This window comes from Rathayibacter sp. AY1C6 (genome assembly GCF_002931535.1).
GTDB lineage: Bacteria > Actinomycetota > Actinomycetes > Actinomycetales > Microbacteriaceae > Rathayibacter.
The window spans coordinates 62,086-75,489 of record NZ_PSWC01000005.1 but is presented as its reverse complement, the minus strand read 5'-3'; the positions used below and the strand labels follow the sequence as shown (position 1 = coordinate 75,489).

The window sequence follows — 13,404 nt, the reverse complement described above, 5'->3', positions numbered from 1 at the left end:
CCGAGGGCGGCGGGACCGGCCGGGAGAGGACGATCGCACCCGGCCGCTCGACGTTGCCGCGCTCGCCCGCACTGCCGACGTTGGCCAGCACGACGGCGAAGTAGGGCAGGACCACGGCGCCGATGGCGAAGAACAGCAGCCACCAGCCGTGGGCGAAGAGCAGGCAGATGACGCAGAGCATCCTGATGCCCATGGCGATCGAGTACTTGATCGCGCGGGAGCGCCGCTCGGCGCTCGGCGACGGCGGTAGGGAGGTGAGTGTCTCGCGTGGTTTCACAGCCCTGCAAGCCTACGTCGCGGCGGGCGGGTGCAGGCCGGGAGGGCCTCATCCCGGAATCTGTTGCGCGACGCGCCTCTAGGATGTACGGGTCGCCCGGCGCCGCACGAGCGCCGGCAGGAGGGACACCATGACCACGCCGCGCACCGTCCTCGTCACCGGGGGCAACCGGGGGATCGGCTTCGCCATCGCCCAGGAGTTCGTGGCCGCCGGTCACCGGGTCGCCGTGACCGCGCGCTCGGGATCCGGTCCGGAGGGCTCCCTCACCGTCGTCGCGGACGTGACCGACGCCGCCTCCATCGACGCCGCGTTCACGCAGGTCGAGGCCGAGCTGGGCCCGGTCGAGATCCTGGTGGCGAACGCGGGCATCACCCGCGACACCCTGCTGCTGCGCATGACGGAGGAGGACTTCACGTCCGTCGTCGACACGAACCTCACCGGGGCGTTCCGCGTCGTCAAGCGCGCATCGAAGGGGATGCTCAAGCAGCGCTTCGGCCGCGTCGTCCTCATCTCCAGCGTGGTCGGCCTCTACGGGTCGCCGGGCCAGATCAACTACTCCTCGTCGAAGGCCGCCCTCGTGGGCTTCGCCCGCTCGCTGACCCGCGAGCTCGGCGCCCGCAACATCACCGCCAACGTCGTCGCTCCCGGCTTCATCGAGACCGACATGACCGCGGAGCTCTCCCCGGAGCAGCAGGCGGAGTACCGGAAGAGCATCCCGCTCGCCCGCTACGGCACCGCTGCCGAGGTCGCGAAGGTCACGCGCTGGCTGGCCGGCGACGAGGCCGCGTACATCTCGGGTGCCGTGATCCCGGTCGACGGCGGCCTCGGGATGGGCCACTGATCGATAAGCTCTGGGCTTATATCCGGCGGATATAAGCTCTAGGCTTATGCGATGACCTCCTCCGATGTCGTCGCCGTGCTCCTGGACCTGGTGACCTCCCGCTCCCTCGTCGACCGCGCGGGTGCTCAGCGCGAGATCGAGCGGGGCTTCGCCGAGGTGGAGGCCGCGGTCCCGGCGATCCAGCCCCTGCACCCGACGGTCGGCGACGAGTTCCAGGCGATCTACCCCTCCGTCCACGCCGCACTCCGGGCGACGCTGCAGGCGCGCCTCTCGCTCCCGGCCGGCGTCGACTGCCGCGCGGGCATCGGCCTGGGCGAGGTGCGGGTGGTCGGGTCGGGGATCGCGGGGGACCTCGAGGACGGGTCCGGCTGGTGGCGCGCGCGCGAGGCCATCGATCGCGCCCACGCGCTCGAGGACGGTGCCGTGCCCACGGCCCGCGGATGGTTCGTCGCCGGGGACGCCGACGGGGACTCCGGCGAGGCGGCCGTCAACGCCTACCTCCTCTCCCGCGACGCCCTGGTCGGAGCGCTCAGCGCGCGCGATCGCCGACTCGTGCTGGGGAGCCTGCGCGGAGCGTCGCAGAAGGAGCTGGGCGAGCAGGAGTCGATCTCGCAGCCCGCCGTCTCGCAGGCGCTGCGGCGCGCGGGAGCGGGCGCCCTCCTCGCCGGCGCGCGCCTGCTGGAGGAGACGTGCTGACGGCGCTGCTGCTCGCCGTGATCGGCCTCGGCGACCTCGCGCGCACGCACCTCCGCCGCCGTGCGGCCCTCCTCGCGATCCCCGTGCTCGCCGCCGCAGCCGTGACCGCAGCGCTCCTCGTCGGAGTCCCGCCGCTCGGTGCGGCGATCGTCGTCGTCCTGGCCGGAGCCTGGCTGCTGACGACCACGACCGTCGAGAACGCGCGGCCGCCCGGGGGTCTGCGTCCGGCCGTCGCCCTCGTCGCGGCGGTCCTGGTGCTGACCGCTGTCGACCGCGCCGCCGGCGTCCCGACGGGGCCGCTCGCGCCGACCACCGTCGCGAGCACGCTCCCTCCGATCGAGCAGCTCGCTCTGGCGGTCGGAGCCGGGCTCTTCCTGCTGGAGAGCGGCAACGTGATCGTGCGGGCGGCGCTGTTCCGCGAGCTCCCGCAGGCCGAGCCCGCGCCGCGTCCGCGCTGGAGCGAGCGGTTCGCGCGTCGGGAGCCGGCCGACGCCCGCCTGCCGGACCTCCAGGGCGGGCGCACGATCGGACCGCTGGAGCGGCTGCTGATCGCCGGTCTCACGCTCGCCGGAGCGATCGGCCTCGCCGGTGCCGTGCTCGCGGCCAAGGGGATCGTGCGCTTCCCCGAGATCTCCCGCGACGGCGGCAGCGGCGAGAAGGCGGAGTACTTCCTGGTGGGCTCGCTCGTCAGCTGGGCGCTGGCGCTCGGCTGCGCCGGACTCGTCGCGATCGCGGGCCGCTGACCTTCCTGAGGCCGGGGGAGGCGGGCCTCAGCCGCGGAGGCCGAGGACAGGCAGCAGCTGCGACAGGTCGAGGCCGCCGACGACGAGGTCGGCGCGCTCGCGCACCAGGGGCTTGGCGTTGAAGGCGACCGCGAGGGAGGCGACCGCCATCATCTCCAGGTCGTTCGCACCATCGCCGACGGCGATCGTGCGCTGAGGCGGGACGCCCGAGACCGCCGCCCACTCGCGGAGCGCCTCCGCCTTGGCCGCGGCGTCGATGACCGCCCCGTCGACCGCTCCGGTCAGCAGGCCGCCCCCGCAGCAGAGGCGGTTGGCCCGGACGAAGTCGAGGCCGAGCGCACCGGCGACCGGGTCGAGGACCTCGTGGAACCCTCCGGACACCACACCGATGCGGCCGCCGGCGGCGTGGACGCCGGCCACGAGCTCGGCGGCGCCGGGCGTGACGCGGACGCCCGAGCTCACACCGGGGAGCACCGACTCCGGGACCCCGGCGAGAGTGGCGACCCGCTCGCGGAGGCTCTCGCCGAAGTCGAGCTCGCCGCGCATCGCCCGCTCCGTGACGGCGGCGACGCGCTCCTCGGAGCCGGCGTGCACCGCGAGGAGCTCGATCACCTCGTCCTGGAGGAGGGTGGAGTCCGCGTCGAGGACGACGAGGAAGCGGGCAGGCGTCGCAGGACGCTCACTCATGGGCCGGTCCGATCGGTCGGGTGGGCGCGCCGGGGCGCAGAGCTCGACCCGCGGGGGTGCTACGGGTGGACGACGACGCCCTTGCCGACGACGGTGATGCCCGACTCGGTGACGGTGAACCCGCGCTCGCGATCGCGGTCGTGGTCCACGCCGACTCGAGCACCGGGCTCGACGACGACGTCCTTGTCGAGGATAGCGCGGACGACCAGCGCGTCCGGGCCGATGCGGACCTTGTCGAAGACCACCGAGTCGGTGACCGTCGCGTTCGACTCGATGACCGTCCAGGGCCCGACGACGCTGCGCTCGATGTGCGCGCCCGAGATCACGGTGCCGAGCGAGACGACCGAGTCGACCGTCGATCCCATGTTGCCCTTGCCGTCGCGGACGATCTTGGCCGGAGGGGAGTTCAGCTGCGACGAGAAGATCGGCCACTGCTGGTTGTAGAGGTTGAAGACCGGCAGCGCCGAGATGAGGTCCTGGTGGGCCTCGAAGAAGGAGTCGATGGTGCCGACGTCCCGCCAGTAGTAGCGGTCGCGGTCGGTCGAGCCGGGGACGTCGTTGAGCTTGAGGTCGTAGACGCCGGCCTCGCCGCGCGCGACGAAGTCCGGGATGATGTCGCCGCCCATGTCGTGGTCCGACGTGGAGGACTCGCCGTCGCGGATGACCGCGTCGATCAGGGCGTCCGCGTCGAAGACGTAGTTGCCCATGGAGGCGAGGACCTCGTGCGGGGAGTCGGCCAGGCCGACGGCGTCCTTGGGCTTCTCGAGGAACTCGGAGATCATCGTCGGGACGATGCCGTCGCCCGCCTCGTCACCGGCGAGCTGGATGACGCCGAACTGGTCCGCGAGCTCGATCGGCTGGCGGATGGCCGCGACGGTCGCCTTCGCACCGGACGTGATGTGCGCGTCGATCATCTGCGAGAAGTCCATGCGGTAGACGTGGTCGGCGCCGACCACGACGACGATGTCGGGCTTCTCGTCGCGGATCAGGTTGAGGCTCTGCAGGATCGCGTCGGCCGAGCCGCTGAACCAGCGCTTGCCCAGGCGCTGCTGCGCGGGGACCGAGGCGACGTAGGAGTTCAGGAGCCCGGAGAGGCGCCAGGTCTGCGAGACGTGGCGGTCGAGCGAGTGCGACTTGTACTGCGTCAGCACGACGATCTGGGTGAGACCGGAGTTGATCAGGTTGGACAGCGCGAAGTCGATCAGCCGGTACTGCCCGCCGAACGGCACCGCGGGCTTGGCCCGGTCCGCCGTGAGGGGCATGAGGCGCTTTCCCTCGCCGCCGGCGAGGACGATGCCGAAGATCTTCTTTGACTGCATGGCACCACAGTAGGGGCTCGGGCTTCCCCGTGGACCCCGGCTGTCGCCGGGGGAGCGCCCTGTACTACGGTTCGGGGGTGCGAGTCGATCTGCTGACCAAGGAATACCCGCCCGAGGTGTACGGGGGAGCCGGTGTCCACGTGGCCGAGCTCACCAAGGCGCTGCGCAGCGACCTGGAGGTCGTGGTGCGCTGCTTCGGCGCGCCGCGCGAGGAGGAGGGCACGTTCGCGTACTCCGTCCCCGCGGAGCTCGCCGAGGCGAACGGCGCGCTGCAGACCCTCGGGGTCGACCTGCAGATCGCGCAGGACGCGGCGGGGGCCGACCTGGTCCACTCCCACACCTGGTACGCCAACGCCGCGGGGCGTCTCGCCCAGCTCCTGCACGGCATCCCGCACGTGGTCTCGGCGCACAGCCTCGAGCCGCTGCGTCCGTGGAAGGCCGAGCAGCTCGGCGGCGGCTACCGCGTCTCGAGCTGGATCGAGCGGGAGGCGTACGAGAACGCCGACGCCGTGATCGCGGTGTCCGGCGGCATGCGCGAGGACATCCTCCGCTCCTACCCGGCCCTGGACCCGGCGAAGGTCCACGTGGTCTACAACGGCATCGACCTCGACGCCTGGCACCCGGTCGAGGACGAGGCCGTCCTCGCCGAGCTGGGCATCGACCCCTCGCGCCCCTCCGTGGCCTTCGTCGGCCGCATCACTCGGCAGAAGGGCCTGCCCTACCTGCTCCGCGCCGCGGCGACCCTGCCTCCCGAGGTGCAGCTCGTGCTCTGCGCGGGCGCCCCCGACACCCCCGAGATCATGGCCGAGGTCACCTCCCTCGTCCGCAGCCTCCAGGAGGAGCGCACCGGCGTCGTCTGGATCGACCGGCACCTGCCGCGCCACCAGCTCTCCGCGGTCCTGACGAACGCGACCACGTTCGTCTGCCCCTCGATCTACGAGCCCCTCGGCATCGTCAACCTCGAGGCGATGGCCTGCGGTGCGGCGGTCGTCGGGACGGCGACCGGCGGCATCCCGGAGGTCGTCGACGACGGCGTGACCGGGCGACTCGTCCCGATCGAGCAGGTCACCGACGGCACCGGCACCCCCGTGGACCCGGAGCGCTACGTCGCCGACCTGGCCGCCGCCCTCGCCGAGGTCGTCGCCGACCCGGAGACGGCGAAGCGGATGGGCGCCGCGGGCCGCGAGCGCGCGCAGAGTCACTTCAGCTGGACGCAGATCGCGCGGGACACCCGGGCGATCTACGACTCGCTCGTCTGAGCCTCCCGGCCGCCTCCTTTAGAATGGCTCCCATGCCCAGCGTTGTCTCGTTCGTCGATGTGTCCTTCGTCCGGAACGGCAAGCGGATCCTCGACCACGTGTCGTGGGACGTGGCCGAGGACGAGCGCTGGGTGATCCTCGGCCCCAACGGGGCGGGCAAGACCTCGATCCTGCAGATCGCCGCCGCGCAGAACTACCCCTCGACCGGTGCCGCGCACCTGCTCGAGGAGACCCTCGGCCGGGTCGACGTGTTCGAGTTGCGCCCGCGCATCGGCTACGCCTCGACCGCGATGGCCCGCCGCCTCCCGGCCGGCGAGACCGTGCTCGACGTCGTGATGACCGCCGCCTACGCCGTCACCGGCCGCTGGAACGAGGGCTACGACGCGATCGACGAGCGCCGCGCCCGCCGCGTGCTGTCCGAGTGGAAGCTCGAGCACCTCGCCGAGCGCACCTTCGGGACGCTCTCGGACGGCGAGCAGAAGCGCGTCCAGATCGCCCGCGCGATCATGACCGACCCCGAGCTGCTCCTGCTCGACGAGCCGGCCGCGAGCCTCGACCTCGGCGCCCGCGAGGAGCTCGTCCAGCTGCTGGGCGGCTTCGCGAAGGACCCGGCGTCGCCCGCGATCGTGATGGTGACCCACCACGTCGAGGAGATCCCCGACGGCTTCACCCACGCCCTGCTCCTCCGGGACGGAGCGGTGGTGGCGGCGGGCCCGCTGGCCGAGTCCCTGACCGAGGCGACGCTCGCCGAGACCTTCGGGCTCGACATCGCTCTCACCCGCGAGAACGGGCGCTTCTCGGCCCGCGCCCGCGGCTGACCCCGGCTCCGAGGTCCGGGCGCGGCGCGACTTCTGCGCGCGCTGCCGGTCTGGTATTCTCGGTAGCTGGTTCGGGCCCGTTCGCGGTGCGCCCGCCCTCATCCACCCGTTCCCGTCGACGACAGGTGCGGTTCAGGACCATCGACGACAGGACACGACCATGAAGACCGACATCCACCCCGAGTACTCCGCGATCGTCTTCCGCGACCTCGCGTCCGGTGAGACCTTCCTCACCCGCTCGACCGCGAAGAGCAGCAAGACGATCGAGCTCGACGGCGTGACCTACCCCGTCATCGACGTCGAGATCTCCTCCGCCTCGCACCCGTTCTACACGGGCAAGCAGCGCATCATGGACTCGGCCGGCCGTGTCGAGAAGTTCAACAGCCGCTACAAGAACTTCGGCAAGTAGCCTTCCTCGAAGGGCCCTCGACCTCACGGTCGGGGGCCCTTCGTCGTTCGTGCGGGGCGGTCCTCAGTAGCGGTAGAAGCCCTCTCCGGTGGCCGTTCCGAGGCGGCCGCGATCGAGGTACTCCGTCTTCAGGTGGGCGGCGAACGCCTGGGAGGCCTCGTCCGGGGCCGCGGCGGCGATGTTGTAGGCGGTCCGCAGACCGACGACGTCGAAGATCTGGAAGGGTCCGAGCGGGGCGCCGGTGCCGATCCTCCAGGTCTTGTCGATGGTCTCGTGGTCGGCGTAACCGCCCATGAGCAGCCCCGACGCGGCGTTGAGGAGCGGCACCAGCAGCGAGTTCAGGACGTAGCCGGCCTTCTCCTTCTGCAGCCTGATGGGCTCGAGGCCGCTGGAGACGGCGAACTCCACGATGGCGTCGACCACGGCGGGGTCCGTGTCCGTCGTCCCCATGATCTCGGCCGTGTTCTGCGCCCAGACGTGGTTGGCGTAGTGCAGCGCGAGGAACCGGTCGGGTCGGCCGGTCGAGGCCTTCAGGTCGCTGGGGAGCAGCGTGGACGAGTTGGTCGCGAAGACCGTGCGCTCGGGAGCGAGCGCACCCAGGCGGCCGTACAGCTCCTGCTTCAGGCCCAGGTCCTCGGGGACGGCCTCGATCACGAGGTCGGCGTCGGCGACAGCCTCCGCGAGGTCGGAGGTGAGGCGGAGGGAGTCGAGCGCCTCCTGCGGTCCGCCGGCGACGCCGCCGGGCACCGACTCGTAGACGCCCGCGAGACCGCGGAGCCGCTCGCGCGCCGACTCGAGGACGTCGTCGGAGAGGTCGTAGACGGTGACGGCGAAGCCGTGGAAGGACGACTGGAAGGCGATCTGGGAGCCGAGCACTCCGCTGCCGAGGACGGTGACCGTGCGGATCGTGGGCATGACTTCTCCTTGCGAGAGGGGGGGAGGGGGAACACGTGCTCACCCGATCCCACAGCGCCGCGGTCCGCGGAGCGAGGGCTTGCGCCGACGGGCGGGCCGTGGCCGTCGGGGAGCCGGCGCGGTAGCGTCCCGGCATGGTGTCCTTCGCCGACAAGCCGATCCTGCCGTTCACGACTCCTGAAGAGTGGGACGCCTACCTCCGCGGCGAGCCCGACCCGGACGGAGTCCGGCTGAAGCTGCGGAAGAAGGCCGCCGTCGATCCGGGGATCACCTACGCCGAGGCGCTCGACATCGCGCTCTGCCACGGCTGGATCGACGGTCAGGCGGGAGCCTTCGACGAGCAGTTCAAGCTCCAGGCCTTCACCCCGCGGCGTCGCGCGAGCCCGTGGTCCAAGGTCAATCGCGATCACGTCGCACGGCTGCTGGCGGAGGGCCGGATGCTGCCGGGCGGGCTGGCCGAGGTCGAGCGGGCACGCGCCGACGGGCGCTGGGACGCGGCCTACCGGCAGCGCGATGCGGAGGTGCCGGACGACTTCCAGCGGGCGCTCGACGCGGATCCGCAGGCCCTGGCCTTCTTCGCGACCGTCGGCGGGCAGAAGCGCTTCGCGTTCCTCTTCCGCCTCTCGCAGCTGAAGCGGGCGGCGACGCGGGAGCGGCGGATCGCGGAGTACGTGGCGCTCCTGCGCGAGGGGCGCACGCTGACCTGAGGGGTCAGTGGCGGACCGGCCAGCCCCCGTCGGCGACGAAGGACTCGTCGCGGACGCGGCGCATGTACTCCTGGAAGGACTCGGCCTGGGTGCGGCACCAGTCGACCTGGAGCGCGTGCAGGGCCTCCGCGCCGACTCCGAGCTCGTCCGCGAAGGCGCGGCCCAGCGCCTGGGCGACGCGGCCCGCCGCGATCGCGTCCGCGCCCGCGTCGTGCGCCTCGGTGAGGGCGACGCCGTAGTGCTCGGCGGCGAGGGTCAGGGTGCGCTTGCCCTTGCGGTAGCGGTCCACCGCCTTGTCGATCACGAGCGGATCGACGACGGGGCTCGGGTCGAGCAGCACGGGCACGCCCCAGCGGCGCGCCTCGTGGGCGAGGAGCGAGAGGTCGTAGGGGGCGTTGTAGACGACGACCGGGATGCCGCGGGCGAGGAGCGAGCGCAGCGCCTCGGAGATCTCGGCCACAACCTCGCCGGCGGGGCGGCCGTGCGCGCGGGCGTGCTCGGTGCTGATCCCGTGGACGGCGGAGGCGCCGGCCGGGATCTCGACCCCGGGATCGGCGAGCCAGGTCGTGCCCTCGATCGGCTCGCCCGCCGCGTCGATCACGCCGACGTGCGCGGTGACGATGCGGCTCGTGCGGACGTCGATGCCGGTGGTCTCGAGGTCGAACACGGCCAGCAGGTCGAACCACCGCGCCCCTTCGGAGGGGACGAGCTCCTGCTCGGCGTCGTCGAACAGCATCGGCTCGGTCTGCGTCTCGGTCGTTCCGGTGGTGCTCACGCCGACAGCCTAAAGGGGGCCTCCGACATCGGCCGGAGGCCCCTCGGCGTGCTGCCGGGTCAGCGGGCCTCGTGCGCCTTGGCGACGTGGAGCCAGAAGAAGCCTTGCGTGCCGAGCGTCATCGTCAGCGTGCCGTCGTCCGAGAATCCGGGGAAGCGGCCGCCGCCGAACAGGTCGCTGAGCGTCGATCCGGGGTTCTCCGGGTCCGTGATCGTGACCGAGACCGGGTTGTGGTTGAAGCTGAAGACGCAGAGCACCTCCTCGGGCTGGTCGCCCATCTCGGAGCCCGAGCCGGCGTAGTCCCGCACGAAGGCGAGCACCGACTCGTGGTCCGTCTCGAGGACGCGCATCGACCCGAGGCCGAACGCCGGGTGGCCGCGGCGCACGTGCAGGACGTTCCGCATCCAGTGCAGCAGGGAGCGGGACTGCGCCAGCTGCGCCTCCACGTTGACCTGGTTGTAGTGGTAGACGAGCGACTGGACGATCGGCTGCACGAGCTTGCCGGGGTCGGCGGCCGAGAAGCCGGCGTTGCGGTCGGGCGTCCACTGCATCGGCGTGCGCGACGCGTCGCGGTCGTTGAGCCAGATGTTGTCGCCCATGCCGATCTCGTCGCCGTAGTACAGGAACGGGCTGCCGGCGAGGGAGAAGAGCAGGGCGTTGATCAGCTCGAGCTCGGCGCGCGAGTTGTCCAGCAGCGGCGCGAGCCTGCGGCGGATGCCGATGTTGGAGCGCATCCGCGGGTCGTAGGCGTACCAGCCGTACATGGCCTGGCGGTACTCCTCGGACACCATCTCGAGCGTGAGCTCGTCGTGGTTGCGGAGGAACACGCCCCAGGCGGCGCCGCTGGGGATGTCGAACGTCTCGGAGAGCACCTTCTTCAGCTCGTTCGCCGTCTGCGCGCGGAGGGAGTAGAAGATGCGCGGCATGACCGGGAAGTCGAACGCCATGTGGCACTCGGGCTCCTCCTCCGTGCCGAAGAACGCGGCGACCTCTCGCGGCCACTGGTTCGCCTCGGCGATCAGGATGCGGCCGGGGTAGTCGCGGTCGACCATGGTGCGGAGGTTCTTGATGAACTCGTGGGTGGGCGGCTCGCCCTCTCCGTTGCCCTCGTCGGACTCGTAGAGGTAGGGGATCGCGTCGAGCCGGATGCCGTCGACGCCGAGGTCGAGCCAGAACTTGACCACGTCGTGGATCGCCTCGTGCACGGCGGGGTTCTCGAAGTTGAGGTCCGGCTGGTGCGAGAAGAAGCGGTGGAAGTAGAACTGGCGGCGCTCGGCGTCGAAGGCCCAGTTCGAGTCCTCGGTGTCGACGAAGATGATGCGGATGTCCGGCCACTTGTCGTCGGTGTCGTTCCAGACGTAGAAGTCGCCGTAGGGGCCCTCGGGGTCGGACCGGGACTGCTGGAACCACTCGTGCTGGTCGCTGGTGTGGTTGAGCGGGAAGTCCATCACGATGCGCATGTTGCGCTCGTGGGCCTTCCGCACGAGGTCGCGGAAGTCCTCCATCGTGCCGAACTCGGGGAGGATCGCCTTGAAGTCGGAGACGTCGTAGCCGCCGTCGCGCAGAGGCGACATGTAGAACGGCGGGAGCCAGAGGGCGTCGATCCCGAGCCACTGCAGGTAGTCGAGCTTGGAGGCGAGCCCGTTGATGTCGCCGGCGCCGTCGCCGTTGGAGTCGTAGTACGACCGGATCATCACCTCGTAGAACACCGCCCGGCGGTACCACTGGGGGTCGAGGGCGAGTCCGGGGAGTTGGATCGGCGACGTGAAGCTCACGGTGCTCCTTCTGCTGCTGCCTGAGCGGATGACCGTCTCGCGAGACGGGTGGGCGGTGCGCCGTGTTGCGAGCGCGTGATCATGCTCCCGGCTCGGATCGAGGCCACGCAAGGCGTTGCGGCCAGATCTTCGACGGGCTTTCCCTACGATAAGGAACGCGATGACCACTCCCTCCCCCTACGCCTCCGATCTCGGCCGTGTCCCCGTCCGCGAGGCCGCGGTGGACGTCGCCGGATCCCGCACCGCCTACTGGACCTACGGCGCTCCGGACGCCTCGACCGTCCTCGTGCTGGTGCACGGGTTCCGCGGCGAGCACCACGGCCTCGAGCCCGTCGTCGCCCGTCTGCTCGCCGGGGGAGCGGACGTGCGGGTCGTCGCTCCCGACCTGCCCGGCTTCGGCGCCTCGACCCCGATGACGCGCCTGCCGCACGACGTGGACGGCTACGCCGCCTGGCTCGGCTCCTTCCTCGACGCGCTGGGGCTCCGCGGCGAGGCGGCCGTCCTCGGCCACTCCTTCGGCTCGATCGTCGCGGCCGCGGCCGTCGCCGACGGGTTGCCCGCTCCGCTCCTGGTGCTGGTCAACCCGATCGGCGCGCCCGCCCTGCAGGGTCCCCGCGGAGTCCTGACCAGGCTCGCCGTCCTCTACTACCGGCTCGGCGCGCTCCTGCCGAAGCCCCTCGGACGCCGCCTGCTCAGCGACCCGCTGATCGTGCGGGTGATGAGCCTGGCGATGGTGAAGACGAAGGAGCCTGCGCTGCGACGCTTCGTGCACGACCAGCACGACCGGTACTTCAGCGCCTTCTCCTCCCGCGACACGGTCCTCGAGGCGTTCCGCGCCTCCGTCTCGCACGACGTCGGCGAGTACGCCTCCCGGATCGCCGTGCCGACGCAGCTGATCGCCGCGGCGCAGGACGACATCACTCCGCTCCCGGCGCAGTACCGCCTGCTCGAGAGGCTGCCGCACGCCCGCCTGCACGTCATCGACGGAGTCGGCCACCTGATCCACTACGAGACGCCGGACGAGGCCGCCGCCGTGCTGCGGACGGCCCTCGAGGAGGGGATCGACCGATGAGGATCGTCGTCGACTGCCGGTACACCCGGCTCGAGCGGCACGACGGGATCAGCCGCTACACCGCGGAGCTCGTCCGCGAGCTCGCGAAGCTGCACGACGTGACCATGCTGATCAGCGACCGCCGCCAGCTCGCGATGCTCCCGTCGCTCCCGTGGGAGCGCGTGACCGGGCCGACCAGCCCGTTCGAGCCGTTCGTCGCGCTGCTGGTGAACCGGCTGCGGCCCGACGTGGTCTTCTCGCCGATGCAGACCATGGGCTCGCTCGGCCGCCGCTACCGGCTCGTCCTGACCGTGCACGACCTCATCTACTACCGCCACCGCACCCCGCCGCGCGACCTGGCCGCTCCCGTGCGCGCGCTCTGGTGGCTCTACCACCTCGCCTGGTGGCCGCAGCGGAGGCTCCTCCAGCGCGCCGACGCGGTGGTCACCGTCTCGGAGACGACCCGCGACCTGATCCGCTCCCACCGCCTCACCACCCGGCCGGTGGTCGTCGTCCCGAACGCGGCGACCGAGCCCGACGAGGCGAGCGCCGCTCTGGCGGGATCGCTGCCCGACCGGTCGGCCGCGCGCTCGCTCGTCTACATGGGCTCGTTCATGCCCTACAAGAACGTCGAGACGCTCGCTCGCGCGATGCGGCTGCTGCCCGACTACGAGCTGCACCTGATGAGCCGGGCGAGCGACGAGACCGTCGAGACGCTCCGGGCCCTGGCGCCGACCGCGAAGCTGGTGTTCCACCAGGGGGCGCCGGACGCGGAGTACCGTGCGGTGCTCGCGCGGGCGACCGCTCTCGTGACGGCGAGCAGGGACGAGGGCTTCGGGATCCCGCTGGTCGAGGCGATGGCGCTCGGGACGCCGGTCGTGGTGAGCGACATCCCGATCTTCCGCGAGATCGCCCAGGACGCCGCCGTGTACGTCGACCCGTCGAGCGCGAAGGGCATCGCGGACGGTGTGCGGTCGCTCGAGGACGGCGCCGTGTGGCGGACGCACTCGGCCCGGGCGAGGGAGCGGGCCGCGGCCTTCTCCTGGCGCGACTCCGCCCGGGTGCTCTTCGGGCTTCTGAAGAACCTCGGTCGGCGCTGACGCGGTCCGGCGATCGGACCGCCTCCGGGAGG

At 71.6% G+C, this 13,404-nt stretch carries 14 protein-coding genes and 1 pseudogene; 9 read left to right on the top strand and 6 right to left on the bottom strand.

The genetic code is table 11. The features are described 5' to 3' along the window. Positions 1-82: 82 nt before the first annotated feature. Positions 83-277 (bottom strand): annotated as a pseudogene (locus C5D36_RS17315) (DUF3099 domain-containing protein); the annotation flags it as partial. Between the two features lie 130 nt (positions 278-407). On the opposite strand from C5D36_RS17315, the gene C5D36_RS04980 reads away from it, so the two are divergent. Genes C5D36_RS04980 through C5D36_RS04970 form a run of 3 tightly spaced genes read left to right on the top strand, consistent with a single transcriptional unit; the run spans position 408 to position 2,557 of the window. After that, positions 408-1,118, top strand: coding sequence for a beta-ketoacyl-ACP reductase (locus C5D36_RS04980; protein ID WP_104225284.1), 711 nt, complete (start codon positions 408-410; stop codon positions 1,116-1,118). 51 nt (positions 1,119-1,169) lie between these two features. Further along, positions 1,170-1,814 carry a SatD family protein gene (locus tag C5D36_RS04975; protein WP_104221954.1) on the top strand — a complete coding sequence of 215 codons (645 nt, stop codon included), beginning with the start codon at positions 1,170-1,172 and terminating at the stop codon, positions 1,812-1,814. After that, on the top strand, positions 1,808-2,557 hold the full coding sequence (locus C5D36_RS04970) for a hypothetical protein (protein ID WP_104295328.1): 750 nt from the start codon (positions 1,808-1,810) through the stop codon (positions 2,555-2,557). Before C5D36_RS04975 ends, C5D36_RS04970 begins: the two co-directional genes overlap by 7 nt. A gap of 27 nt (positions 2,558-2,584) precedes the next feature. Here C5D36_RS04970 and serB read toward each other — a convergent pair whose 3' ends face one another. Both serB and C5D36_RS04960 read right to left on the bottom strand, forming a co-directional pair. After that, positions 2,585-3,244 carry a phosphoserine phosphatase SerB gene (gene serB / locus C5D36_RS04965; RefSeq protein ID WP_104225283.1) on the bottom strand — a complete coding sequence of 220 codons (660 nt, stop codon included), beginning with the start codon at positions 3,242-3,244 and terminating at the stop codon, positions 2,585-2,587. A 59-nt stretch (positions 3,245-3,303) separates the two neighbouring features. After that, positions 3,304-4,563, bottom strand: a complete 1,260-nt coding sequence (locus C5D36_RS04960; RefSeq protein WP_104221960.1) for a glucose-1-phosphate adenylyltransferase — start codon at positions 4,561-4,563, stop codon at positions 3,304-3,306. 77 nt (positions 4,564-4,640) lie between these two features. Between C5D36_RS04960 and glgA the strand changes: the two genes are divergently transcribed. The 3 genes from glgA (at position 4,641) to C5D36_RS04945 (ending at position 7,049) form a co-directional block, all read left to right on the top strand. Further along, positions 4,641-5,822, top strand: a complete 1,182-nt coding sequence (gene glgA / locus C5D36_RS04955; RefSeq protein WP_104295327.1) for a glycogen synthase — start codon at positions 4,641-4,643, stop codon at positions 5,820-5,822. Positions 5,823-5,854: 32 nt separating this feature from the next. Then, positions 5,855-6,640, top strand: coding sequence for an ABC transporter ATP-binding protein (locus C5D36_RS04950; protein WP_104232626.1), 786 nt, complete (start codon positions 5,855-5,857; stop codon positions 6,638-6,640). Between the two features lie 160 nt (positions 6,641-6,800). Next, complete coding sequence (locus tag C5D36_RS04945) at positions 6,801-7,049, top strand: type B 50S ribosomal protein L31 (RefSeq protein WP_068253003.1); 249 nt, start codon at positions 6,801-6,803, stop codon at positions 7,047-7,049. A 63-nt stretch (positions 7,050-7,112) separates the two neighbouring features. On the opposite strand, the gene C5D36_RS04940 is transcribed toward C5D36_RS04945, so the two are convergent. Continuing rightward, positions 7,113-7,964, bottom strand: a complete 852-nt coding sequence (locus tag C5D36_RS04940; RefSeq protein WP_104257557.1) for a 3-hydroxyacyl-CoA dehydrogenase — start codon at positions 7,962-7,964, stop codon at positions 7,113-7,115. 134 nt (positions 7,965-8,098) lie between these two features. Between C5D36_RS04940 and C5D36_RS04935 the strand changes: the two genes are divergently transcribed. Then, complete coding sequence (locus C5D36_RS04935) at positions 8,099-8,671, top strand: YdeI family protein (protein ID WP_104232624.1); 573 nt, start codon at positions 8,099-8,101, stop codon at positions 8,669-8,671. A 4-nt stretch (positions 8,672-8,675) separates the two neighbouring features. On the opposite strand, the gene C5D36_RS04930 is transcribed toward C5D36_RS04935, so the two are convergent. Next, positions 8,676-9,407, bottom strand: coding sequence for a 3'-5' exonuclease (locus C5D36_RS04930; protein ID WP_104222136.1), 732 nt, complete (start codon positions 9,405-9,407; stop codon positions 8,676-8,678). A 98-nt stretch (positions 9,408-9,505) separates the two neighbouring features. Further along, a complete protein-coding gene (treS, locus tag C5D36_RS04925; protein ID WP_104221970.1) occupies positions 9,506-11,221 on the bottom strand; it encodes a maltose alpha-D-glucosyltransferase in 1,716 nt (571 codons plus the stop codon). A gap of 160 nt (positions 11,222-11,381) precedes the next feature. Here treS and C5D36_RS04920 point away from each other — a divergent pair, with 160 nt between their 5' ends. Both C5D36_RS04920 and C5D36_RS04915 read left to right on the top strand, forming a co-directional pair. Then, on the top strand, positions 11,382-12,293 hold the full coding sequence (locus tag C5D36_RS04920) for an alpha/beta fold hydrolase (RefSeq protein ID WP_104295326.1): 912 nt from the start codon (positions 11,382-11,384) through the stop codon (positions 12,291-12,293). Then, complete coding sequence (locus tag C5D36_RS04915) at positions 12,290-13,372, top strand: glycosyltransferase family 1 protein (RefSeq protein WP_104295325.1); 1,083 nt, start codon at positions 12,290-12,292, stop codon at positions 13,370-13,372. Before C5D36_RS04920 ends, C5D36_RS04915 begins: the two co-directional genes overlap by 4 nt. Positions 13,373-13,404 lie beyond the last annotated feature (32 nt).

Coding starts and splice junctions, on each gene's coding strand:
- serB (WP_104225283.1), bottom strand. CDS start 3,244: ATGAGTGAGCGTCCTGCGACGCCTGCCCGCTTCCTCGTCGTCCTCGAC.
- C5D36_RS04980 (WP_104225284.1), top strand. CDS start 408: ATGACCACGCCGCGCACCGTCCTCGTCACCGGGGGCAACCGGGGGATC.
- C5D36_RS04930 (WP_104222136.1), bottom strand. CDS start 9,407: ATGCTGTTCGACGACGCCGAGCAGGAGCTCGTCCCCTCCGAAGGGGCG.
- C5D36_RS04935 (WP_104232624.1), top strand. CDS start 8,099: ATGGTGTCCTTCGCCGACAAGCCGATCCTGCCGTTCACGACTCCTGAA.
- C5D36_RS04945 (WP_068253003.1), top strand. CDS start 6,801: ATGAAGACCGACATCCACCCCGAGTACTCCGCGATCGTCTTCCGCGAC.
- C5D36_RS04960 (WP_104221960.1), bottom strand. CDS start 4,563: ATGCAGTCAAAGAAGATCTTCGGCATCGTCCTCGCCGGCGGCGAGGGA.
- C5D36_RS04975 (WP_104221954.1), top strand. CDS start 1,170: ATGACCTCCTCCGATGTCGTCGCCGTGCTCCTGGACCTGGTGACCTCC.
- C5D36_RS04915 (WP_104295325.1), top strand. CDS start 12,290: ATGAGGATCGTCGTCGACTGCCGGTACACCCGGCTCGAGCGGCACGAC.
- C5D36_RS04940 (WP_104257557.1), bottom strand. CDS start 7,964: ATGCCCACGATCCGCACGGTCACCGTCCTCGGCAGCGGAGTGCTCGGC.
- C5D36_RS04950 (WP_104232626.1), top strand. CDS start 5,855: ATGCCCAGCGTTGTCTCGTTCGTCGATGTGTCCTTCGTCCGGAACGGC.
- C5D36_RS04920 (WP_104295326.1), top strand. CDS start 11,382: ATGACCACTCCCTCCCCCTACGCCTCCGATCTCGGCCGTGTCCCCGTC.